Here is a 20,096-nt window from a genome sequence, read left to right as displayed (position 1 = left end):
GTCATGATCATGAGCGATGCCGCAAACCTGTCCGTAGCCGAACGCATTAAACAATCCGAAACCCACATCTTTAAGGCGGTTTTCCCAAATACCACTAATCATTACGATACGCTGTACGGCGGTACGGCCATGGCATTGATGGATGAAGTGGCCTTTATCGCCGGGACCCGGTTTTGCCGGAAGCGATTGGTGACCGTTTCGTCCGATCGCATAGATTTCACCAAGCCGATACCGGCCGGAACGATTGTGGAACTGATAGGGAAGGTAGTACACGTGGGGCGCACCAGCCTCAAAATCGAAGTGGAGATTTTCGTCGAACAGATGTATGAAGATCACCGTGAACTAGCGATAAAAGGCACCTTTACTTTTGTGGCGATTGATGAGCATAAAAATCCGGTCCCGGTGCTGGGGTGACCCTGGCTACGGGATATTCCGTTTTACGGGCGGTAGTTTTTCCAGTTCTTCTTCGGCGAAAACCCGGTAGTGTACCTGAAACGTTTTTCCCAGTGGCGTTTCCAGCGAAAACCCGCCTGCGCCAAAACCATCGGTCACATCCAGCGTGAAATGGGCATGTTTCCAATATTCGAAAAGGTCTTTGTCTACCCAAAATTCGTAACCTTCCACGGTGCCGATGCATACATCGTTGGTGCGGGGAAAGAATCCGCCTTTTTCAAAACATTGGGGCTGTGTACCTTCACAGCAGCCGCCGGCTTGGTAAAACATGAGGTCGCCATGCGTTTCGGCGAGCTGTCTGACGAGGGCCTTTGCGTTGTCTGTGGCGTCGAGGCGCTGCATTGTTGTTTTCATGGGCTATACCTTTGCTGTTGGTCAGAACGGATGATTCAAGGATTTGGAGTGCCGTATGGCTCAACCGGTAGGCAATTGCCTGCCGGTTGAGCGGGAGCCATTGGGGCGTCCCACGGTTGGAGGGTCAGAAGAACCCAAGTTTGTTTTTACTGTACGAGATCAGGATATTTTTCGCTTGCCGGTAATGGTTGAGCATTAGCTTGTGATTTTCCCGTCCATAGCCAGATTGCTTGTAACCCCCGAATGGTGCACCCGCCGGATAGCTGTGGTAGTGGTTTACCCATACGCGGCCCGCCTGTATGGCCCTCGGCACTTGGTAGAGCTGATGGGCATCCCGCGTCCAGACGCCGGCTCCTAAGCCGTAAAGCGTGTCATTAGCGATTTCGATGGCTTCTTCTTCCGTTTTGAACGTCGTCACGGCCAAAACGGGGCCGAAAATCTCTTCCTGGAAGATGCGTTGCTTGTTGTGTCCTTTGAAAATGGTGGGCTTGATGTAATAGCCCTGCTCCAGATCGCCGCCAAGGTGGTTTATTTCACCTCCGGTAAGTACTTCGGCACCTTCTTCCTTGCCCAGCTTAAGGTAGGCGTTGATTTTATCAAATTGTATTTTGGACGCTTGGGCACCGATTTGCACCGTTGTATCCAGGGGGTTGCCGGTCTTGATGGCTTCGGTGCGTTGGATAACGCGTTCGATGAACCGGTCGTAGATGTCCTCCTGGATGAGCAGGCGCGACGGGCAGGTGCATACTTCCCCTTGATTGAAGGCAAAGAGGACCGCGCCTTCGACGGCCTTATCCAAGAACTCATCATCATGGTCGAGCACCGAGTTAAAGAAGATATTCGGTGATTTGCCTCCCAGTTCCAGCGTAACCGGGATAATGTTTTCGGTAGCATATTGGGCCACCAGCCGTCCGGTAGCGGTCGATCCGGTGAAGGCCGCCTTGGCTACCTTAGGGTGGGTCACAAGATGCCGGCCCAACTCCGCCCCAAATCCATTGACAATGTTGACCACGCCTGCGGGCAGTAGATCCCCGATAAGTTCGAAGAGCACCAGGATGGATGCTGGTGTGCTTTCAGCGGGCTTGAGCACGACGGTGGTCCCTGCCGCCAATGCCGGCGCAAGTTTCCACACCGCCATCAGCAAGGGGAAATTCCAGGGGATAATCTGCGCCACGACGCCGATGGGTTCGTGTACGATCAGTGACACGGTGTGGGCATCAAGCTCGGACAGCGAACCCTCTTCAGCACGGATAACGCTGGCAAAATAACGGAAATGATCCGCCGCCAGTGGGATATCAGCATTCAGCGTTTCGCGGACAGCTTTGCCGTTTTCCACCGTTTCGACGGCCGCAAGGAAGTCCAGGTTGGCCTCGATGCGATCCGCGATTTTATTGAGGATGATGCTCCGCTCCGTGGCGGATGTCTTGCTCCACGTCTTGAACGCTTCAGCTGCGGCATCGACAGCCAGATCCAGGTCTGCAGCGGTGGAGTGGGCCACTTGGGTAAATGCTTTCCCGTCGATAGGAGAAATATTGTCAAAATACTTGCCGTTGACAGGGGGTGTCCACGTGCCGTTGATGTAATTGTCGTATCGTTCTTTGAACGATGGTCTTTCGATTAGTGCCATAACGATTTAATATTAATTTAATAATTGGTGAACATGTTTTTTCGAAGGTAACAAGAAGGCCGTGTTTTACTGAGCACTATCCTATCATGTGATAGCACAAAGCTATCGTATCGCATGCAGGCAGAAGGTATTGCATTTTCGTGACACAAAAGCAAGGGCATGTGGGTTATCTTTGGTAAAAACCAAGCGATGAACCGTAAAAATACATTACGACCATTGCCATTGAGCAGTCAGCGCGAGTTGCGTACGCTCGTGGAAAACCGGCGTGCATACACGCTCAACAGCTGTGAGCTGAATGTCTTTGAGACGTATAAGCGGAGTGAGCTGGTGCCCCTCCAGTTCGATGACCTGGTGATTACGAGCATGCTGCGCGGTAAGAAGGTGATGCACCTGTTCGGGAAGCCGGGGTTTGATTACTTACCCGGCGAAACGGTCATCGTACCGCCATCGGTGCGGATGGAGATCGATTTTCCCCTTGCGTCTGATAACGAACCAACCCAATGTACGGCTTTGGCTATTGGAAGGAAGCAAATTGCCGATACCATCAACTACCTCAATGAATACCACCCGCGTAGTTTGGGAGCGTTAAACTGGCAGCTGACGTTTGATAAATATCATTTCTATAACCATACGGAGCTGGCCGTGCTGATCAATAAATTGATTGCCATCAGCACGAGCGGGGATGTACATAAAGATGTGCTCGCAGACCTTACCCTGAAGGAGCTGCTCATCCGGATCATCCAGTTGCAAAACCGGTATACGGCAACGGACGCCACCCAGCCGGACAGCCGGATAGGGCAGGTGGTTGCTTATATCAGGCAGCACATAGCCCATTCCCTGAGTGTAGACGAGCTGAGCCAGGTCGCCCACATTAGCAAACCACATTTCTACCGTGCATTTAAGCATGAAATGGGTATCAGTCCCATGGAATTTGTTATTCTGGAGCGGATAAACCAAGCCAAGCAGCTGCTGGCGGCCGGCAGTACAATAAAAGAAGCCTGTTTTGGGTCGGGCTTCAATAACCTGAACTATTTTATCCGGATATTCAAGAAGCATGAGGGGATAACCCCGGGGGCTTATCGTCTATTGCTGACGAAATAAATCCGGGTATGGCCGGGTTGTTTATCCTTTCATCACCCGGGCCAGTTCGCGTTTGGTATCCCGCTCCTTGATGGTTTCCCGTTTATCGAAGTCTTTTTTACCTTGGGCCAATGCGATTTCCACTTTGGCAAATCCCCGTTTGCTGATGAACATGCGCAGGGGAATGATGGTAAACCCACGCTCTTCGCTTTTCGTTTTTAATTTTTTAAGTTCTTTTTTTGTGAGCAGCAGCTGGCGGTCGCGCTTGGCCTCGTGGTTGTAGAAGGATCCGTGTGAATATTCGGCGATGTGCATGTTGCGGATATACAGGCCATCGTCAAAAAATGAACAGAAGGAATCATTGATGTTGGCTTTGCCCTCCCGTATGGACTTGATCTCCGTACCAAGAAGACGGACGCCGGCTACGTAGGTATCCAATATATGGTACTCAAAAAAAGCCTTCTTATTTTTGATATTGATATCTGATGATAGTGCCATAGCGTATTTATATAGTGTATAGCGTATTCATTGCGTACGGCTTACCGCTTAAAAAAGCTTAAACCGGTTTACAATAAATGTTTTGAGCGACCTTGTCCGAGATATTGATGCTTGTGCCGTTAATGGCCAACGTCATGGAGTGGTCAAATTCATATCGGTGCAGGACCGCCACCTGGCTGTGAATGCCGATGCCGATTTGGCTTACGTATTGCAGAAACGGCGGACTGTTGTCTTTTACCGCGACAATCGTGTATTGCTTGCCTACGCTGGCCTCGGCGAGCATAAACCGGGCCTCGCTGGCATAATCGCCATCGGCCGTGGGAATAGCGTCGCCATGCGGGTCAAATTGCGGAAATCCTAGAAACTTGTCAAGCCGTTCCACCAACTTTTCGGATTTGATGTGTTCCAACTGCTCGGCGACATCATGTACCTCATCCCAGCTGAAGCCCAGTTTATCAAATAGAAACGTTTCCCAGAGCCGGTGTTTCCGGATTATGGCTACCGCCAGATCGCGCCCTGTGTCGGTAAGTGATATTTTGCCGTACTTTTCGTAATTGACAAGCTGTTTTTCCTTTAATTTCTTGAGCATATCGGTAGCCGTAGCCGGTCGTACGTTGAGCGTGCCGGCCAATTGGTTGGTGCCCGTTTCACCTGCACCGTCGTGTTCGCCGGTGAGACGGAGCAACGCCTTCAAGTAATTTTCCTCGGTATCGGATAGCATACTTGCAAAGGTAGGTAAATTGTCAGGAATATGGCACCATCATAAAAAAGGCGTTGGGATGATTGCCCAACGCCTCGTTATATAGTTGGCGGTGTCGGTTTATACACCAACGCCCAATTCTTCTGCTATGGCTTTCCCGATTTCTGCTGGCGATTCTACCACGCGAATGCCGCATTCGCGCATAATTTTCATTTTTGCAGCGGCCGTGTCCTCTGCTCCGCCCACGATAGCTCCGGCATGGCCCATACGACGCCCCGGGGGCGCTGTTTGGCCGGCGATAAAGCCGACCACCGGTTTGGTGCCATGTTCTTTAATCCAGCGCGCGGCTTCAGCTTCCATGCCACCGCCGATCTCACCGATGACAATGATGCCTTCGGTCTCTGGGTCGTTCATCAGCAATTCCACGGCTTCTTTGGTCGTGGTGCCGATGATGGGGTCGCCGCCGATACCAATGGCCGTGGTGATGCCCAATCCGGCCTTGACCGTTTGATCAACAGCCTCATAGGTGAGTGTACCCGATTTGGATACTACACCTACCGAGCCTTTTTTGAAGATAAATCCGGGCATGATGCCGATTTTTGCTTCGTCAGCAGTGATGATGCCGGGGCAGTTCGGCCCAATGAGCCTTGATTTTTTGTCGCCCAGATAAGATTTTACCTGAATCATATCCTTAGTAGGGATACCCTCGGTAATGCATACAATGACTTCGATGCCGGCGGCAGCAGCTTCCATGATAGCGTCTGCAGCAAAGGCCGGTGGAACAAAGATAATGGACACATTAGCGCCGGTTTGATCTACAGCTTCCTGTACAGTGTTAAACACCGGACGTTCCAAATGTGTCTGCCCGCCTTTGCCGGGTGTCACGCCACCCACCACATTGGTGCCGTATTCAATCATTTGCGAAGCGTGGTAGGTGCCTTCGTTGCCCGTGAAGCCCTGTACGATTACTTTCGAATCCTTATTTACTAATACACTCATTGCTCTGGTTTTTTGTACCGCAAACTTAGATAAAATTGCTTTGATATGCAAGTTTGTCTTTACCCCGAATTCGTTGCGGACAGATAAAGCTTGCTATAAAAGCTCCACAACACGATACCGATAGATACGGCGATGTTGAGTGAGTGCTTGGTGCCGGATTGGGGAATTTCGATGCATGCATCCACGAGGGACATCACCTCGTCGGCCACGCCGTGTACTTCATTGCCGAATACCAACGCATATTTTTGGGTGGTTAACGGGGGGAATTGCTGGAGCGGGATGCTGCCTTTGGCCTGTTCCACAGCCAGAATCCGGTAGCCTTCTTCACGAAGCAACTGGATAGCCTGCGCCGTATTTTCTGCGTAGCTCCACGCCACGGATTGGGTAGCACCAAGTGCAGTCTTTTCGATTTCCCGGTGGGGCGGCGTGCCCGTAATGCCACATAATAATATCCGTTCGAGTGCGAAGGCGTCTGATGTACGGAAAGCCGAGCCCACATTGTGCATGCTGCGCACATTGTCCAGCACTAGCGCGACAGGCAGTTTTTCCTGTTCCTTGAATGCCGCGACTGATGGCCGCTGCAATTGATCCATGGATAATTTCTGCATGCGGCAAAGATAGAGAAAGTTTGGGAGCCCGGTAGCGTAGGGGGGACGGCAGCTTTCGTTTGTTTCAGGCGATGGGCTTTTTGACTGGAACGCTCATTGACTGGAACGCTCACTCCGTTCACGCTCCTAGGCCAAAAAAGCCCACCGCCGGAAACAACGCTCAAGAAACAACGTTGATCGGCCAAGGGTTGAACGTGCCGTGCACCCCGAAGCCCGGCGATGGTGAAATTTTTAGGATTTGTTTTGAATATTAAAAAGAAGGTGGTAACTTTGCGGTCTGAAAATTGAAATAGAACTATTAAGCTAAATAGATGGCAAATCATAAATCAGCACTTAAAAGAATTCGGTCCAACGCTGCGAAGCGTTTACGGAACCGTTACCAAGCGAAGACAACGCGTAATGCAATCAAGAAATTGAGGACGACAACCAATGCCGAAGAGGCAAAAGCACTGTTGCCCCGGGTGATTTCTATGCTCGACCGTTTGGCAAAGAAAAACGTCATCCATAAAAATAAGGCTTCCAATAATAAGTCGAAGCTGACCAAACATGTGAATAGCTTGTCATAATACTACAGATATCATAAGCGAGAAGCCGCCCTGGATAGCAGAGCGGCTTTTTTTTTTGTGCTTCGCTGGCGCTGGCCGGTCACCGGGCGCCTTTCCGCAACCGTTGCAGCACCTGCTGGAGTTTTGCCTTGTCCTGCATGTACGGTTCCAAGTCGAGCAACTCCACTTTCCGGAAATCAATAGGATGGCTTTCACTCTGTAGTGAGATGTATCCACTGCTCAGCAATTTGCCATCCTCCTTCACGGCCGGGTCATAGTTGGATACGCTTCCGCCGCCTATCTGAGGCTTATAATACGTCAGCACCGTATCGCCTTCGAGTATGTGATGCACCACGGAATCTGCCAACACGAGAAATTCAGCAGTTACCCATTGGTCACCATGATAAGTCTTTGATGACGAATTGGTACAATGCGGGGTAAACAGCTCACCATCAACTTTCATCAGTACATTGGTGCCGGGTGTGCATAGGTTGCTGGTAGTCCGTTCGTTTGTGCCATCACCGCCAAGCAGCTGACCTTCGATGGAAATCGGGAAGTCCTGGTCTTTGAGCATCGTCTGCGGATCCTGTCCATGCAGCATGGCGCCGCTATTGCGCCAAGCCCAACCTTCGCCGCCGGGAGCCTGCTCGCCGGTAAAGCGGTATTCTACGCGAAGGAGATACGCCGAGTAAGGCGTGTTGTAGTGAATGTGGCCATACTGGAAGTCGAAGTCCGTATAGCCATCATACCGTACTTTCAGCATGCCGTCTTCCACACGGAATGTATTGGCGTAGTTTTCGCCGACTTCGTGTTTAGCAATTTTTACGGTCCAGTCGGTGAGGTCTTTGCCGTTAAAGAGCTGGATCCATTTCAACTCGTCATGATCATTGGCGCCTGTGCAGGCTGTTACTGCTGAAGCAAGTGCTGCAGCAAGGATAAGGGGTGCTTTCATAAAGGGTGCTTTCATGTAATCGCCATTGAGGTTAGTGTCAATTGATTTGTGTTATTTGTACCATAGCCCACGGTGCTTGACATATTCACTCGGCCTTACGCCGATGATTTTAGTAAAGGTATTGCTGAAGGTGGGCAGGCTGCTATATCCCACTTTTGAGGCCACTTCATTGATGCTGAGCTTGTCATCAAGTAACAATTTCAAGCCTTTCAGCATCCGTAAAATGGTAAAATACTGGATAAAAGACATGTTGAGGTCCTTTTGGAATAAACGCGCTAATGACCGTTCGCTTACGCCGAAATGATCGGCAACATGTTTAAACCCGATGTTGTCGGCAACATGCTCGTCGAGGTATTCCACGATTTTTACCAGCCGGCTATCGCCCGGGTAGGGCAGTGCCAGCGGTAAAGCGCCCCTGCCAAGCTCAGGAAGCAACATTTTGAATGCCTTGGCGATACTGTACCTGCTTTCCTCTTCCGGGCGGATGTTGCCGTTCCAGCGGTTGGTAAACATCATCAACTCCATCAATAAATTGTCGACCGGATAGATAGCCGTTTTGGAAAAAAAAACGTCATCGCATGCAGATACCGGAAAATACAGGTTGCGCATGATGACCTTGGGTGTGCTGGGATGAATACTATGCCGTACACCGGCCGGAATCCAGATGTAGTGCCTTGCAGGTAAAAAATAAGACTGTTGAGGGGTGTTGAGGTATACCACGCCACCCTCCGTGTAGAGGAACTGGCCTTTTTTGTGCTCGTGCTCGGGAATGAATTTTTCGCCCATCACGGCGTGATGGCAATAAATCGTATCCGGAAAACGATCCACTTCCGTAATATAATACCTGCTTACGTAATGTCCCATCCGCTGCTATAATCGCTTTTTGTGGGCTAAAATAAGCAGAAAATACGACTGTTTGTCTAAAACGGATAAAAATATGACGTCAAACGATAACTGTAGCGGACAGATAACCCTTATTATTGCAAGGAGATAAAAATAAATGCCATGTCATACGAAAGAATCAAAGCCGAAGAATTGTTTGATAAGGTCGTCAACGCCGAGCAGGCCGCCCAGCTGTTCCAGCACGGTATGGTGGTGGGAGCAAGCGGGTTTACGAAAGCCGGTGACAGCAAAGTGGTGCTCGACGCATTGGCCAAACGTGCGGAAAAGGAGGAGTTGAAAGTGACGTTGATGACCGGCGCCTCATTGGGGCATGACACCGACGCCAAGCTTACCCGTGCGGGCGCACTGGCCAAGCGAATGCCGTTTCAGGTAGACCGGATACTTCGGGAAGCAATCAATAAAGGAGAGGTGTTGTTTATCGACCAGCACCTCAGCGAAAGTGCCGAACTGCTGCATAACCAATGTCTTCCCCCGGTGGACATTGCCGTGATAGAAGCAGCCTTCATTGAACGTGATGGGAGCGTCGTGCCAACGACTTCGGTAGGCAACTCGGTGACGTTTCTCAGTTTAGCCAAAAAAATAATCATCGAGATCAATACCAAAGTGCCCGAATCCATTTACGGCCTGCACGATATTTTCCAGCCGGAGAATTATCCACACCGCAATGTGATTCCAATTGTGGCGCCGGAGAATCGTATTGGCAGGCGTTCCATCCCGGTTGATATCAACAAGATCGCCGCCATCGTATTTACCGATATCCAGGATAGTCCGGCTGATATTGCCCCACCGGATGCCAAGACCACGGCCATCGCCCAGCATTTGCTCCGGTTTTTTGAAGATGAAGTCAAAAAGGGCCATCTTACGGATAGGTTACTACCCTTGCAGGCCGGTATTGGCAAAGTAGCCAATGCGGTGCTATCCGGTTTCAAGGACAGCAATTTTTACGACCTGCGGATGTTTTCGGAAGTTTTGCAAGACAGTACGTTCGATTTGCTGGATAGCGGAAAGATGAGTTTTGCTTCAGCATCTTCAATCACCGTTTCGTCCGAATGCTATGACCGGGTTTTCAGTAATTTGCAGAGGTATAAAGACCGGATTGTGCTGAGACCGCAGAACATCAGCAACACACCCGGTTTAATCCGCCGTCTGGGGGTCATCGCGATTAATACAGCCATCGAGTTTGATATCTACGGGAACGTCAATTCGACACACATCGGCGGTACAAACATCATGAATGGCATAGGCGGTTCGGGTGACTTTGCAAGAAATGCCTACCTCAGCATTTTCGTGGCCCAGGCTGCTTCCAAGGATGACAATATTTCACATGTGTTGCCTATGGTATCACATGTCGATCATACCGAGCATGACGTCGATATCCTGGTCACAGACATCGGGCTTGCTGACCTGCGCGGCTTGGCTCCCCGCGAACGTGCACAAACGATTATCGACAACTGTGTGCATCCGGATTACCGGGAGGCTTTGCAGTCTTACTTTGACCGGGCCCAGGCATTACGGGGAGGCCATACGCCGCATATCCTTGAAGAAGCATTCAGCTGGCACACCCGATTTAGGGAAACAGGCAGTATGAAATAAATGTTTTTTTATCTGGCCGGTACACTGCCGCGTTAATGTCGTTTTAATGTCGCTGGCGATTTTTAATCAAGTTCTAATGGTTGTTTAAGTTTCGTTTAATGGGCGGCAGGTAGTTTTGCGGTTCGTGCAAACCACACTTTTCGAAAGCATTTCAGTGGACGCGTTGAATAAAACGGATATAACCCATGCGAAAGAAATTTATATACGGCGCTGTAATTATTGTTTCCACGGTGTTGGCCGTGAGACTCCTGTGGCCGCCGATATTATGGAGTCTGGTGGTCTTAGGCCCCCTGATTGGATTGGGCATCATGGATATTGTCCAGACCAGGCGTGCCATTCGGCGGAACTTTCCGTTGCTCGGGAGGTTGCGTTATTTATTTGAAAGTATCCGCCCTGAAATCCAGCAGTATTTTGTGGAGAGCGATACAGACGGACGTCCATTTAACCGGCTTCATCGCAGTGTGATCTATCAGCGGTCCAAACGTGAACGCGACACCACCGCCTTCGGTACGCAATTGGATGTGTATGCCAATAACTACGAATGGTTGAGCCACAGCATTAATGCACTTGACTATTTTAAGGTGAATGAAAAGCCGCGGGTAACGGTAGGCGGGCCGCAATGCCGACAGCCGTACTCCAGCAGCGTCTTCAATATCTCGGCGATGAGCTACGGTTCTTTGAGCCGAAACGCAATTGTCGCGCTCAATGAAGGAGCCAAAATCGGTGGGTTTTACCACAATACCGGCGAAGGAGGACTGACGGATTACCACCTGCGTGGCGGCGGCGATGTCGTGTGGCAGATCGGCACCGCATATTTCGGATGCCGGCATCCCGACGGGCGTTTCAACCCGGAGGCATTCAGCCAGAAAGCACGGCATCCGCAGGTTAAGATGATCGAAATCAAGCTTTCCCAGGGTGCCAAGCCGGGCCATGGGGGCATGCTCCCCGCGGCGAAGGTGACGGAAGAAGTGGCGCGCATACGGATGGTGGAACCGGGAAAGGATGTGGATTCACCACCGTATCACCGTTCGTTTTCCACGCCGATCGGCTTGCTGGGGTTTGTGAAAGAACTGCGTGAACTGTCGGACGGCAAACCTGTCGGCTTCAAGCTTTGCATTGGGCATCGGAGTGAGTTTGTAGCCATCTGCAAAGCCATGGTGAAGACCGGTATCTATCCGGATTTCGTGGGCGTGGATGGAGGAGAGGGCGGCACAGGTACCGCACCCCTTGAGTTTTCCAACTCGGTGGGCATGCCGCTGCGCGAGGCGCTGGCCTTTGTGTACGATTGCCTGACGGGCTTTGACCTCAAACGGCACATCAAGATCATCGCCACGGGCAAGGTGGCTACCGGGTTTGATCTGGTAAAGAATTTTGCGCTTGGGGCCGATATCTGCAACAGCGCTCGGGGAATGATGATGGCGCTGGGTTGTATACAGGCGCTGGAGTGCAACGCCAACACCTGCCCGGCGGGCGTGGCCACGCAAGACCCCGAACTGATGAAGGGGCTGGTGGTCGCCGACAAAAAGATACGCGTGGCTAACTTTCACAATGAAACCGTGAAAGCTGCCGGTGAGCTACTGGGTGCGGCAGGTATCCAGCATCCGGACCATATTCACCGCGTCCATATCCATCGCCGCGTATCGCCGAACCGTGTGGAAACCTATCTCGACAGTTACCCTTACATTCCCACAGGTAGTTTGCTGGCTGAACCTTACCCGCCGTCGTTCGAGTTCCTGATGAAAATCAGCTGTCCGGAATCATTCGAGCCCGATTTCAATGAAGTGGATTTCGGGGAATATGCGTGGGCGAAGAAGCCGATGACAGGTTAATCATGCTTGACTCGTCCCGCCTTCAATTCAAATATGCCTTGTTTATTTAGTTGCGCACGATAGATAAGCCCAGCGTCCTTTGCCGGCGGGCAGGAGGTGCTTTGTCAACGTGTAACCCCGAGTGGCGATGTCATAACATACCAAATCTTCCGAACCGTCGGGGTTAGCCCGGATAAATTCATTGGGTCTGGTTGTGCGCATGTCGTGGTAAAACATGGGAATCCCTTTCCTGAATGCCTCGCGATACCGGTCGTCCGTCACATTGGCTGTACGCCGGCAGATCTCCGCTACGGTTAAGCTATTGAGAAAGACTTGCGCTATAGGGCCTTTCTGGTTTTCCCGCACGGTCTGTTTGCGTGGAGCACTATCGTCGGATAGCGAGCCTGAAGATAAACGTTGCTCGTTGCTTGGTAGCTTCATGGTGCAAGTTTCGGGTACGCCAACAGTCATGTGATACGATATTTCAAGGATGTGCCGGATGGAGCACTTTCCTTGCGTTATGTACGGTAAAGATCATGAAAACAATAGGTTTTGTGGGTGTTCAAAATAGCTATATTCCTATCATTTTTTCTGATTTGCTTTTGCTGGAACGGCATCATTGCGCATTGCGCGAATGTCGGGATGCCGCGGAGCAGGGTAACGGTTCGCGGTGTCTTCCGCCGTCGTCGAAGAGGGAAGGCCGTTACCTTTTGTGTTCGAACAGCGGCTGGCCATCTTTCGTAAGCCGCAGTACCCCGTGGTGTTCGGTATAGCGATACCGATCGTTGCTATACCGGACACCGGATGCCGTGGCGTCAGCTTCCAGCCATATCGTGTCGCTTTTCAGGATGAACATGGCTATACCAGCGGCTTTGTCGAAAGTCATCGTCAGTGTATCGCCCCGCGCATTTGTTGCCGAACGGGTTACGATATCGTAGCGGGAGGTGATTGCTGCATTGGCGTTGCCAGCCGGTTCGGGGTCGTAGCCGGCCGATTGGCAGGAAGTGATAAAAAGTGCTCCGGCCAGGAGTACAATGATTAATAGGCTCTTCATTGTGTATGCTTAAAAAAATCTCTGGAGTGGAGGGCTCCACCCCAGAGAACATCTACCTTATTGAAAACACTCCCTGAATGGGAGCCGCTGCAAAAATGCGAATCGTGGATGGGGTTTGTGGGGTTCAAAAATGTTGTTTTCATGTCTTTTTTCCGGAGTAACCCCAAAAAAGTTGCTTCGTACATTGGCCATGCGTGGTTTACGCGTCTTCCCTGATGTAATGTTCAATGGCTTCAAGCATCGCTATCGGCTGGTCCTTTGGAAATACGGACAATGCCCCGTTTCCTTTGAACTGATCGATCGCTTGCCTGTCTTCGGTTGACGTGTATCCGAATAGTTTTATCGACGGAAACCTCCCCGAGAGTTCGTTGGCCGTCGTGATTCCATCCATTTCGGGCATATGAAGGTCAAGTATACAGGCCCCGGGAAGCGTTTGGAGCTTGCAAAGCTGGTTTATTAAAGACAGGCCGTCTTCAGCCACGGCAATAAGCTCAAAAGCAGGGAGGCTTTCGACCAACATGCTGATGGCTCTCCGCTGGAAGGCGCAATCATCTGCCAGAACAAGCTGTATTTTTTCACTAAGTGTTGCCATCATGCGCCCTTCGTCATTAAGTGATTGACCATCATGCAGCGTTGTTCGCCCGCTGGGTTGGTTTTTTCCGTTAGCTTATTGGTTCGATGGTGCAGGTCGAGTTCGTTCCTGAAGGCCGACGGGATCCTGCCGGTATGTTTTTTGACAAACCGGCGGAAGTTACTCTCTTCGGCAAACCCCATTTCGTACGCGATTTCCGATATGGACAGGTCACTGTTCCGTATGCAATGAAGCGCTGCCGTCAGTACGATATCCGTTATGACCCGCTTAGCCGACTTGCCCAGGATCTGGTAGCAGAGATCGGAGAGCTTTCGGGGGGCGATATGCAACTGTTGGGCATAGTAGGCCACGTCAGTATGTTGCTGGCAGTGCTGATTCACGAGGATTAAGAATGTATTCACCGTACGGTTCGGCGAAAATGCCCGGTTGCTGATAGTTGCCGGTTCCAACTGCAACCACAGGAGCCCTTCCAGTAGCAGGTATTCTACGCAAGCATGAGCTACAGCGGCATACAGGTTGGTGTGTTTGTCCGGACACCTTTCAAGCCGGTTATTGATCATCCGCCTGAAATCGGTTTCCGTATCGCCCGTGCCGGCCACCTGCAGGGCTTTCTCTTTATCATAATAAAGTGCAGAGTTGAGGATGTACGAGTCCGATCCGGACCGCTCATAAAACGATGAGGTGAAGGAAACGACAAAACCACGGCTATCTTCAACGGACAACATGCGTATCGTCTTTGTCGGACGGATAAACACAAGTTTGTCACCGGGTACTTCGTAATGCTGCGATCCGATAGCGAGCTTCAACGGTGTGAACGTTCGGATGACGGTGAAATAACCGGCATCACCATCGTCCTGCACATGTGGGCTTTCCATCGTATAAGCCTGGAGTGACAATAGCTGGAATTCATGCTGCGTTTTTTCCATGTTGCCAATGTTCGGGTAACCAAATGTGGATGGTTACGAGACACTGCAAACGTCCGACTATTGTTGCGCCTATACAAACATAACACTATCAGTTTTCGTAAAAGTGATACAGTTAGAGTGGTTATGGACAGTTTCATGGAGCTGAACGCCTTTTTTCCTGCTCCTGGGATAGTCTGCTAATGAACTGAGACGGGGAGATGTTGGTTTCCTGTTTAAACATCTGCGCAAAACGACTATGCGATGAGTAACCTGAGAGCTCAGCAAGGTAGTTAATTTTGTAGTTCAGGAACTCGGGGTTGTCGATCATCTTTTGGATGATAAATTTGATGCGCAAACTGTTTAAGTAGTCGTTGAAGTTTTTGTTTCGGTGGTTTTGCAAGATGTGATTGACGTACCGGGTGTTGGTGCCCATGAGGGCGGCCAGTTTGGATATCGTGAAGTTCTTTTCCGTGAAGGCTGTCCCGGTTTCGAAAACGACGAGTTTGTTCAGCAACTCCCTTTCGGTATCTTCGGCGAGCAGGCGGTTGTTGCCGTTTTCCCGACGGACGTGTGATTGATCCGTTTGTTTTTCCCGCATCTGCGTGTTGAGTTCCGGGTTTTTATGTGCCGCTATGATTCGCTCGAAGTTGGCCCGTGCCTTTTTATTTTTTTTCTGAAAAATGATGACCACGACAATGATCCAGCAGCGTGAGTGCCAAAAGCACGAGCAGCAGATCGCTCTTGCTTTTGAGCAAGTCAGCGTTGGCTTTCTCTTTTTGCAAAATATACCGGGATGCTTCCGCGGAGGAATGATGCCTGTCGGCCACATGGGCGATTATTTTCCGTTTTATGCTATCGGATTTCTGGTAATCGTTTATGAGCTCGTAGTACCTATTGAAAACGATATCCAGTTCGTGCTCCAGTTCCCTGTCGTTAAGTTCAGCAACCAGGGATGTGGCGGTAGTGAGGTATGCCAACGCCGTATCTGCGTCGCCTTCGGCAATTTCGATGTCGGCAAGCTTTATATTCAAGTCGGTCTCCTGCCATGGTGGTAAGGGCTGTCTGCTTTGCGCATAAAGGTCTTTCGCTTTGCTGAAATAAGATTTTGCAGAGTCAAGCTCTTCAAGTTCATAGTACGATCTCCCAAGATTCAGGTAGGCTGGCCGCAGGTGGATTGCGAGCATGTGCTGAAACGACGAATCGGGAAAGGCCTGTCCGGCTTCGGCTATCAATGCGAGCTGCTCTTTTACCGTTTCAATGGTTTTTTCGTAATCCGCTTTTTCATAATGAATGGCTCCCAGTTCGTTGTAGACCATGATCTTGGTGGTCGGTACGTTCGTTCCTTTGAGGCGGTTCGCGTTTTTCAGGGCCTTTTGCAGGTATGCAATGCTTTCATCATAGAGTTTTAGCGACCTGTACTGCGAGGCCACCATTCCGCTTGTGCGGCTTACCAGCTCAGATCCTGATTTTTCAGCAAGGGAGTCCGCCATAAGCGAGTATTTCAGGGCATTTAATAACCTCGAAATCGTGAAATACAGCGTCAGCGCTGCCACAAAAGCCACGACATACCCCCAGACCGATTTGGTCACCATACTGGTCAGGTTTTCCGGATTGAAGAAGGTCAGAATCAAAAAAGAAGTACTCACCGGTATCCCCGTACGGGTTAGGAGTAGTAAGATAATAGGCGGCAATAGAAAATACCATTCAAAAGGATCGGGTAGCGGATATTTTTCGAGCCTGCCGTAAGAAACATCCCCCGCATGGTTCAAATACCCAAATATAAGGGTACACGCGAGAATGCCTCCCGCAAATGCCCAGAGTACCCACCACCTTTTTCGTTCATTGGAACTTAAAAAAGTACCTAGGGTCTGGATGGTGTCATTTCCCACGACAGAATAAGACGCCAGGACAAAGCCCAAGTACATAACAATTGAAGAAACATCCATGCAGTTGATGTGTAAGTCGCTATGCAAGGAACTTAACTAATGTCTGCTGGTGATTACGAATAGGTTACCATTGTGTTATGTTTTATCTGTGCTTTAAAACGTTGGTCGGGCAAGTAAAAACCGTTGAAACTCAGTGATTTTGCGTTTTAATGAAAAAAAAGCCTTATAATTATTAAACCGGCAAAAACCATGAAAAACCACAAATTGTTTGACCTAAATTCCGTATCTTTGAGTGTTAGCACTTCTCCCGCATGGGCAACAGGAAACCCGGCATCGGCCATATTAAACGCTTTGCAATTGCCCACGATAGGGTTTTAGCTTGAATGACTTGGCGCGTTCGGCTGCAAGATGCAGATTGTATTTGGTCTGCATATTCGCCCAAATATCCGCCGTGCCGCCAAACACCTGTGAAATCCGAAACGCCATGTCAGGCGTGATGTCGGATTTTTCGTGAATGATGTTGTGAAGCGTCTGCCGCGAGACACCTAACATTTTAGCGGCTTCGCCTGTTTTCAGGTCATACGCGTTGATGACTTCCTCCCTTAATATTTCGCCCGGATGGACGGGGCGCATTTTACGTTTCATGTTTTGCCCTCCTTAATGATAGTCTATGTAATCCACATCATGTACATGCTGCCCGTCAAAACGGAAGATGATGCGATAGTTCTTGTTTACTTTCACGCTCCAAAAGTCTTTCAGGTCGCCCGATAGCTTGTGGATATTCCAATTGGGGAATGCCCCAAAATCCTCCGGCACCTGTGATGCACTGTCGATGATTTCAAGCATTCGCTCAATACGGGCAACCTGTTCGGCTGGCAACTTGCTCGTTTTGCCGTCCTCCCAGAGCAATTTTAGCCCCTTATGCTTGAAGCTTTTAATCATGCCTTATTGTAAAGTGTAAAGTTACACTTGTCAAACGAAAAATGCAAATCTTTTTTCTTTTCACGCGCAAACAAAAAACCGTATTTGCTTATGATGTAGTAGATGGCTACAATGGTGATTGATTGAAAAAAATATTTTTGAGTCAATCGTTTTTGTCCCTACATTCGCATAGCAATTTTTTTAAAATAGCGAACTCGTTTAGGTCCCCGAACCACCACCTCGATAGATCGAACACATATGGGTCTGGGTTGCGCTCACGCTACGCGTGGGGCTTTCCGTAACGACAGCGGCAATTACCAGCTCAACGGCACCATCGGCGTCAATAGCCAGCTCTCCGACGCGTGGAGCATCGCCCGCTGCGCTGGATGTCGGATTTGGAAGAAGCCTTGTAAGCGTGTGACCTCGCTAAATTCTCGGTGATGAGAAAAAATCATCATTTACCCACGCTTTTATATGTTTGACCCGGCATAAAAAAAGGCCACCCAATTTGAGCGGCCTTTTGTACTCGGAGCGGGAATCGAACCCGCACTCGCTTTAGGGCGAACAGGATTTTAAGTCCTGCGTGTCTACCAGTTCCACCATCCGAGCATGGCTATTTTGTGCAAGCTTTTAAGCCCTCCGTGTCTACCAGTTCCACCATTCATGCTGATGGTGATCAAGCTCGGCTTTTTTCAGACTGCAAATATAGCGTGTTTTGCTCATCTGCAAAGGTATTTTCTCTTTTTTTTGATTCGGTCCGTTCGGCTTCGTCCCAGCTGTGCCCGGTTACTTCTTGTTCGTGGTCCGTTACTTTGCCTTATCCGTCAGTGCCATGCTTCCCCGTATACTCCAGATATTAAAGTCTCGGTATCTACTCCAGCCGGACAATCAAAGTTCTCCACTGATATTGAAATGCGCCGGCGCATTGTGTCATATAAATTGACGATGTCAAACAAACGGACTGGTGAACCGAGAGAGGTTTTTGGGAAATGGATTGAAACCGCGCCAACCGGTAGTTATAAAATCAATGAAATTGGCGATAAATAAATGCCATTGTTAGGGGATTTGGATGCTGAATTTTAGAACTCCACTGTTTTACCCTGCATGGCCGATGTGTCGATTTTCAATTCCCGTTTGTAGGTTTTGAAGCTCTCGTAATCATGGTGCCCCGTAAGCGACATGACTTCTGCATCTGTAAACCCTGCCATCAGCAGGTTCACGACCCGGGTGTGTTTCCAGCCATATAGGGTATATTTATCATCCAGGCCAATCAGTTTCTTTATGGGCCTGTAAAGCCCGCTGAACGTGTCTTTGGGTGCTTTTTCATCGGAAGGAATTCCACCTTTGCCGAATACGTAATGGTTCAGGGGAAGTTTTGAAAGCCCTGATTCGATAATCAAATCGTACAGTTCATCACAAATCGGCACAAACCGTTCGCCTGTTTTCCCAGACGGGGCAATTACTTTTATCTGCCTTGCATGGAGGTCTATATGCTTCGCCTGTAGAAACCGGATTTCCTTCGGCCTCATGCAAGAATAGTAAATCCACCTGATGTAGTTGTAAAGCCGCTTGTCTTTCCTGGTTGCTTTTTTTACCTGTTCGGCAACGGCAGGGGAGTAATACCGGTTTTTTTCGGCCCTGTCCTTTTTCGGTTCTATTTCCCTGATGTCAATTTCATATTCGATTTTCTTGCCGCCACCATTTCGTCTGCTTTCTTCCTTTTCGAGCTTTTGGATGCGGTTGAAAAGCGTCAGCAGGAAATCGAGGTGGTTGTTGTAGGTCCGCGGAGACCATTCCTCCTCATCGAAATGTTCATCGAGGAAATCCTTGGCCTGAAACTCGGTAAACTTGCTGCATGGGTATCCCATAAGCTCGGAATCCACCAACCAATCCGAGAAATTGTTGATATAAGAGTCATAGGTGGTTATCGTGCGGTCGGAAAGGTTCCTGCCCTTGCAGTATTTACGGAATCGCTTTATGCCCTCTTCCAGCGTCCAGCCTTCGGCTGTGGGGGGCACTGTTTCCCAAGGTTTGCCGGTGGCCGTATATAGGTTTCCGGAAGCTGTTTCCGGGGGCGGGGCGATTTCCGCCCACCTGATTTCGGCTATTTCTTTCCTTTTTTTCCTCGATTTCACCAACGAAGCTTTTTTCGGCATCCTCGAAAAACGGATCGAATCCTCCTTTCAGCAGCTTTTTCAGCTCGGCCAGCAGGGCCTGCATTTCCCGTTCGCGCCTGCCGAGGTCATGGATACGGTTGAGCCCTGCGGAAATCTCAAATTTTTTGTAAGGTCCTTTTTTCTCCGGATGGGTTTCCGGCCAGCGGAAATATAGCGCGATGAACCAGCCCCGCTTGGCGCGGACGATCTTAGGCTCCTTAAAGCGTTCGACCGTCCTTGCCATCTCCTTTATCCTCGTACCTATCCTCGTCCCAGTGGTTTTTTTGGTGGGAGTTTTGGTGGGAGTTTCCCTTCCAAATCCCTCAAACACGAAAAAACCCCGCCTATCATCGATAGGAGGGGTTCCGTCCGGAGCGAAAGACGAGGTTCGAACTCGCGACCTCAACCTTGGCAAGGTTGCGCTCTACCAACTGAGCTACTTTCGCTTGCTGTTTGTGGATG

23 protein-coding genes and 2 tRNA genes are annotated in these 20,096 nt (G+C 49.9%); 5 read left to right on the top strand and 20 right to left on the bottom strand.

Going from position 1 to position 20,096, the window contains the following annotated elements; all coding sequences use genetic code 11:
* Positions 1–9 precede the first annotated feature (9 nt).
* On the top strand, positions 10–414 hold the full coding sequence (locus B5X72_RS09915) for an acyl-CoA thioesterase (RefSeq protein WP_394332951.1): 405 nt from the start codon (positions 10–12) through the stop codon (positions 412–414).
* Between the two features lie 6 nt (positions 415–420).
* On the opposite strand, the gene B5X72_RS09910 is transcribed toward B5X72_RS09915, so the two are convergent.
* Both B5X72_RS09910 and B5X72_RS09905 read right to left on the bottom strand, forming a co-directional pair.
* Positions 421–807 (bottom strand): DUF779 domain-containing protein, encoded by a 387-nt coding sequence (locus B5X72_RS09910; protein WP_079716718.1) that lies wholly within the window; start codon positions 805–807, stop codon positions 421–423.
* Between the two features lie 124 nt (positions 808–931).
* On the bottom strand, positions 932–2,434 hold the full coding sequence (locus tag B5X72_RS09905; protein ID WP_079716717.1) for an aldehyde dehydrogenase family protein: 1,503 nt from the start codon (positions 2,432–2,434) through the stop codon (positions 932–934).
* 189 nt (positions 2,435–2,623) lie between these two features.
* Here B5X72_RS09905 and B5X72_RS09900 point away from each other — a divergent pair, with 189 nt between their 5' ends.
* Positions 2,624–3,535, top strand: coding sequence for an AraC family transcriptional regulator (locus B5X72_RS09900; RefSeq protein ID WP_079716966.1), 912 nt, complete (start codon positions 2,624–2,626; stop codon positions 3,533–3,535).
* Between the two features lie 21 nt (positions 3,536–3,556).
* Here the strand turns inward: B5X72_RS09900 and smpB are convergent, their stop codons facing one another.
* The 4 genes from smpB to B5X72_RS09880 all read right to left on the bottom strand — a co-directional run bounded on the left by smpB (position 3,557) and on the right by B5X72_RS09880 (position 6,319).
* Positions 3,557–4,012 carry an SsrA-binding protein SmpB gene (gene smpB, locus B5X72_RS09895; protein ID WP_079716716.1) on the bottom strand — a complete coding sequence of 152 codons (456 nt, stop codon included), beginning with the start codon at positions 4,010–4,012 and terminating at the stop codon, positions 3,557–3,559.
* A 58-nt stretch (positions 4,013–4,070) separates the two neighbouring features.
* Positions 4,071–4,733 (bottom strand): metal-dependent transcriptional regulator, encoded by a 663-nt coding sequence (locus B5X72_RS09890; RefSeq protein WP_079716715.1) that lies wholly within the window; start codon positions 4,731–4,733, stop codon positions 4,071–4,073.
* A gap of 99 nt (positions 4,734–4,832) precedes the next feature.
* Positions 4,833–5,711 carry a succinate--CoA ligase subunit alpha gene (sucD, locus tag B5X72_RS09885; RefSeq protein WP_079716714.1) on the bottom strand — a complete coding sequence of 293 codons (879 nt, stop codon included), beginning with the start codon at positions 5,709–5,711 and terminating at the stop codon, positions 4,833–4,835.
* Positions 5,712–5,770: 59 nt separating this feature from the next.
* Positions 5,771–6,319: an RNA methyltransferase gene (locus B5X72_RS09880; protein WP_079716713.1), complete on the bottom strand. Its 549-nt coding sequence runs from the start codon at positions 6,317–6,319 to the stop codon at positions 5,771–5,773.
* A 311-nt stretch (positions 6,320–6,630) separates the two neighbouring features.
* Between B5X72_RS09880 and rpsT the strand changes: the two genes are divergently transcribed.
* Positions 6,631–6,885 carry a 30S ribosomal protein S20 gene (gene rpsT, locus B5X72_RS09870; protein ID WP_079716711.1) on the top strand — a complete coding sequence of 85 codons (255 nt, stop codon included), beginning with the start codon at positions 6,631–6,633 and terminating at the stop codon, positions 6,883–6,885.
* Positions 6,886–6,964: 79 nt separating this feature from the next.
* Here rpsT and B5X72_RS09865 read toward each other — a convergent pair whose 3' ends face one another.
* Positions 6,965–7,816, bottom strand: a complete 852-nt coding sequence (locus B5X72_RS09865; RefSeq protein ID WP_079716965.1) for a 3-keto-disaccharide hydrolase — start codon at positions 7,814–7,816, stop codon at positions 6,965–6,967.
* Positions 7,817–7,867: 51 nt separating this feature from the next.
* Entirely contained in the window at positions 7,868–8,680 is an 813-nt protein-coding gene (locus B5X72_RS09860; protein WP_079716710.1) for an AraC family transcriptional regulator, read from the bottom strand.
* Between the two features lie 141 nt (positions 8,681–8,821).
* On the opposite strand from B5X72_RS09860, the gene B5X72_RS09855 reads away from it, so the two are divergent.
* Together B5X72_RS09855 and B5X72_RS09850 are read left to right on the top strand one after the other, a co-directional pair.
* Positions 8,822–10,312 (top strand): succinate CoA transferase, encoded by a 1,491-nt coding sequence (locus tag B5X72_RS09855; protein ID WP_079716709.1) that lies wholly within the window; start codon positions 8,822–8,824, stop codon positions 10,310–10,312.
* A gap of 185 nt (positions 10,313–10,497) precedes the next feature.
* Complete coding sequence (locus tag B5X72_RS09850) at positions 10,498–12,141, top strand: FMN-binding glutamate synthase family protein (protein WP_079716708.1); 1,644 nt, start codon at positions 10,498–10,500, stop codon at positions 12,139–12,141.
* 42 nt (positions 12,142–12,183) lie between these two features.
* On the opposite strand, the gene B5X72_RS09845 is transcribed toward B5X72_RS09850, so the two are convergent.
* From B5X72_RS09845 to B5X72_RS09795, 12 genes are all read right to left on the bottom strand, one after another.
* Positions 12,184–12,561, bottom strand: coding sequence for a hypothetical protein (locus B5X72_RS09845; protein ID WP_079716707.1), 378 nt, complete (start codon positions 12,559–12,561; stop codon positions 12,184–12,186).
* 262 nt (positions 12,562–12,823) lie between these two features.
* Positions 12,824–13,174 (bottom strand): hypothetical protein, encoded by a 351-nt coding sequence (locus B5X72_RS09840; protein WP_079716706.1) that lies wholly within the window; start codon positions 13,172–13,174, stop codon positions 12,824–12,826.
* 199 nt (positions 13,175–13,373) lie between these two features.
* A complete protein-coding gene (locus B5X72_RS09835) occupies positions 13,374–13,769 on the bottom strand; it encodes a response regulator (RefSeq protein ID WP_079716705.1) in 396 nt (131 codons plus the stop codon).
* A complete protein-coding gene (locus B5X72_RS09830) occupies positions 13,766–14,692 on the bottom strand; it encodes a helix-turn-helix domain-containing protein (RefSeq protein WP_079716704.1) in 927 nt (308 codons plus the stop codon). Before B5X72_RS09830 ends, B5X72_RS09835 begins: the two co-directional genes overlap by 4 nt.
* A 133-nt stretch (positions 14,693–14,825) precedes the next feature.
* Positions 14,826–15,362: a helix-turn-helix domain-containing protein gene (locus tag B5X72_RS09825; protein WP_176146156.1), complete on the bottom strand. Its 537-nt coding sequence runs from the start codon at positions 15,360–15,362 to the stop codon at positions 14,826–14,828.
* Positions 15,334–16,617: a tetratricopeptide repeat protein gene (locus B5X72_RS09820; RefSeq protein WP_139378629.1), complete on the bottom strand. Its 1,284-nt coding sequence runs from the start codon at positions 16,615–16,617 to the stop codon at positions 15,334–15,336. Before B5X72_RS09820 ends, B5X72_RS09825 begins: the two co-directional genes overlap by 29 nt.
* 282 nt (positions 16,618–16,899) lie before the next feature.
* Positions 16,900–17,202: a HigA family addiction module antitoxin gene (locus B5X72_RS09815; RefSeq protein ID WP_079716701.1), complete on the bottom strand. Its 303-nt coding sequence runs from the start codon at positions 17,200–17,202 to the stop codon at positions 16,900–16,902.
* Positions 17,203–17,214: 12 nt separating this feature from the next.
* Positions 17,215–17,499: a type II toxin-antitoxin system RelE/ParE family toxin gene (locus tag B5X72_RS09810; RefSeq protein WP_079716700.1), complete on the bottom strand. Its 285-nt coding sequence runs from the start codon at positions 17,497–17,499 to the stop codon at positions 17,215–17,217.
* A 502-nt stretch (positions 17,500–18,001) separates the two neighbouring features.
* Positions 18,002–18,087, bottom strand: a tRNA-Leu gene (locus B5X72_RS09805).
* Between the two features lie 470 nt (positions 18,088–18,557).
* Positions 18,558–19,496, bottom strand: a complete 939-nt coding sequence (locus B5X72_RS09800) for a tyrosine-type recombinase/integrase (RefSeq protein ID WP_176146155.1) — start codon at positions 19,494–19,496, stop codon at positions 18,558–18,560.
* A complete protein-coding gene (locus tag B5X72_RS20765) occupies positions 19,441–19,878 on the bottom strand; it encodes a hypothetical protein (RefSeq protein ID WP_176146154.1) in 438 nt (145 codons plus the stop codon). The genes B5X72_RS09800 and B5X72_RS20765 overlap by 56 nt, the downstream gene beginning before the upstream one ends.
* Positions 19,879–20,007: 129 nt before the next feature.
* Positions 20,008–20,080: transfer RNA gene (locus B5X72_RS09795), tRNA-Gly, on the bottom strand.
* Positions 20,081–20,096 lie beyond the last annotated feature (16 nt).

It is taken from the genome of Parapedobacter luteus, assembly GCF_900168055.1.
Lineage (GTDB): Bacteria > Bacteroidota > Bacteroidia > Sphingobacteriales > Sphingobacteriaceae > Parapedobacter > Parapedobacter luteus.
The sequence above is the reverse complement of the archived record's forward strand: the minus strand, read 5'-3'. Positions and strand labels throughout refer to the sequence as shown.

Excerpts from the sequence above, each read along its gene's own strand:
- B5X72_RS09915 (WP_394332951.1), top strand. The coding sequence starts at position 10 with ATGAGCGATGCCGCAAACCTGTCCGTAGCCGAACGCATTAAACAATCC.
- B5X72_RS09910 (WP_079716718.1), bottom strand. The coding sequence starts at position 807 with ATGAAAACAACAATGCAGCGCCTCGACGCCACAGACAACGCAAAGGCC.
- B5X72_RS09905 (WP_079716717.1), bottom strand. The coding sequence starts at position 2,434 with ATGGCACTAATCGAAAGACCATCGTTCAAAGAACGATACGACAATTAC.
- B5X72_RS09900 (WP_079716966.1), top strand. The coding sequence starts at position 2,624 with ATGAACCGTAAAAATACATTACGACCATTGCCATTGAGCAGTCAGCGC.
- smpB (WP_079716716.1), bottom strand. The coding sequence starts at position 4,012 with ATGGCACTATCATCAGATATCAATATCAAAAATAAGAAGGCTTTTTTT.
- B5X72_RS09890 (WP_079716715.1), bottom strand. The coding sequence starts at position 4,733 with ATGCTATCCGATACCGAGGAAAATTACTTGAAGGCGTTGCTCCGTCTC.
- sucD (WP_079716714.1), bottom strand. The coding sequence starts at position 5,711 with ATGAGTGTATTAGTAAATAAGGATTCGAAAGTAATCGTACAGGGCTTC.
- B5X72_RS09880 (WP_079716713.1), bottom strand. The coding sequence starts at position 6,319 with ATGCAGAAATTATCCATGGATCAATTGCAGCGGCCATCAGTCGCGGCA.
- rpsT (WP_079716711.1), top strand. The coding sequence starts at position 6,631 with ATGGCAAATCATAAATCAGCACTTAAAAGAATTCGGTCCAACGCTGCG.
- B5X72_RS09865 (WP_079716965.1), bottom strand. The coding sequence starts at position 7,816 with ATGAAAGCACCCCTTATCCTTGCTGCAGCACTTGCTTCAGCAGTAACA.
- B5X72_RS09860 (WP_079716710.1), bottom strand. The coding sequence starts at position 8,680 with ATGGGACATTACGTAAGCAGGTATTATATTACGGAAGTGGATCGTTTT.
- B5X72_RS09855 (WP_079716709.1), top strand. The coding sequence starts at position 8,822 with ATGTCATACGAAAGAATCAAAGCCGAAGAATTGTTTGATAAGGTCGTC.
- B5X72_RS09850 (WP_079716708.1), top strand. The coding sequence starts at position 10,498 with ATGCGAAAGAAATTTATATACGGCGCTGTAATTATTGTTTCCACGGTG.
- B5X72_RS09845 (WP_079716707.1), bottom strand. The coding sequence starts at position 12,561 with ATGAAGCTACCAAGCAACGAGCAACGTTTATCTTCAGGCTCGCTATCC.
- B5X72_RS09840 (WP_079716706.1), bottom strand. The coding sequence starts at position 13,174 with ATGAAGAGCCTATTAATCATTGTACTCCTGGCCGGAGCACTTTTTATC.
- B5X72_RS09835 (WP_079716705.1), bottom strand. The coding sequence starts at position 13,769 with ATGATGGCAACACTTAGTGAAAAAATACAGCTTGTTCTGGCAGATGAT.
- B5X72_RS09830 (WP_079716704.1), bottom strand. The coding sequence starts at position 14,692 with ATGGAAAAAACGCAGCATGAATTCCAGCTATTGTCACTCCAGGCTTAT.
- B5X72_RS09820 (WP_139378629.1), bottom strand. The coding sequence starts at position 16,617 with ATGGATGTTTCTTCAATTGTTATGTACTTGGGCTTTGTCCTGGCGTCT.
- B5X72_RS09815 (WP_079716701.1), bottom strand. The coding sequence starts at position 17,202 with ATGAAACGTAAAATGCGCCCCGTCCATCCGGGCGAAATATTAAGGGAG.
- B5X72_RS09810 (WP_079716700.1), bottom strand. The coding sequence starts at position 17,499 with ATGATTAAAAGCTTCAAGCATAAGGGGCTAAAATTGCTCTGGGAGGAC.
- B5X72_RS20765 (WP_176146154.1), bottom strand. The coding sequence starts at position 19,878 with ATGGCAAGGACGGTCGAACGCTTTAAGGAGCCTAAGATCGTCCGCGCC.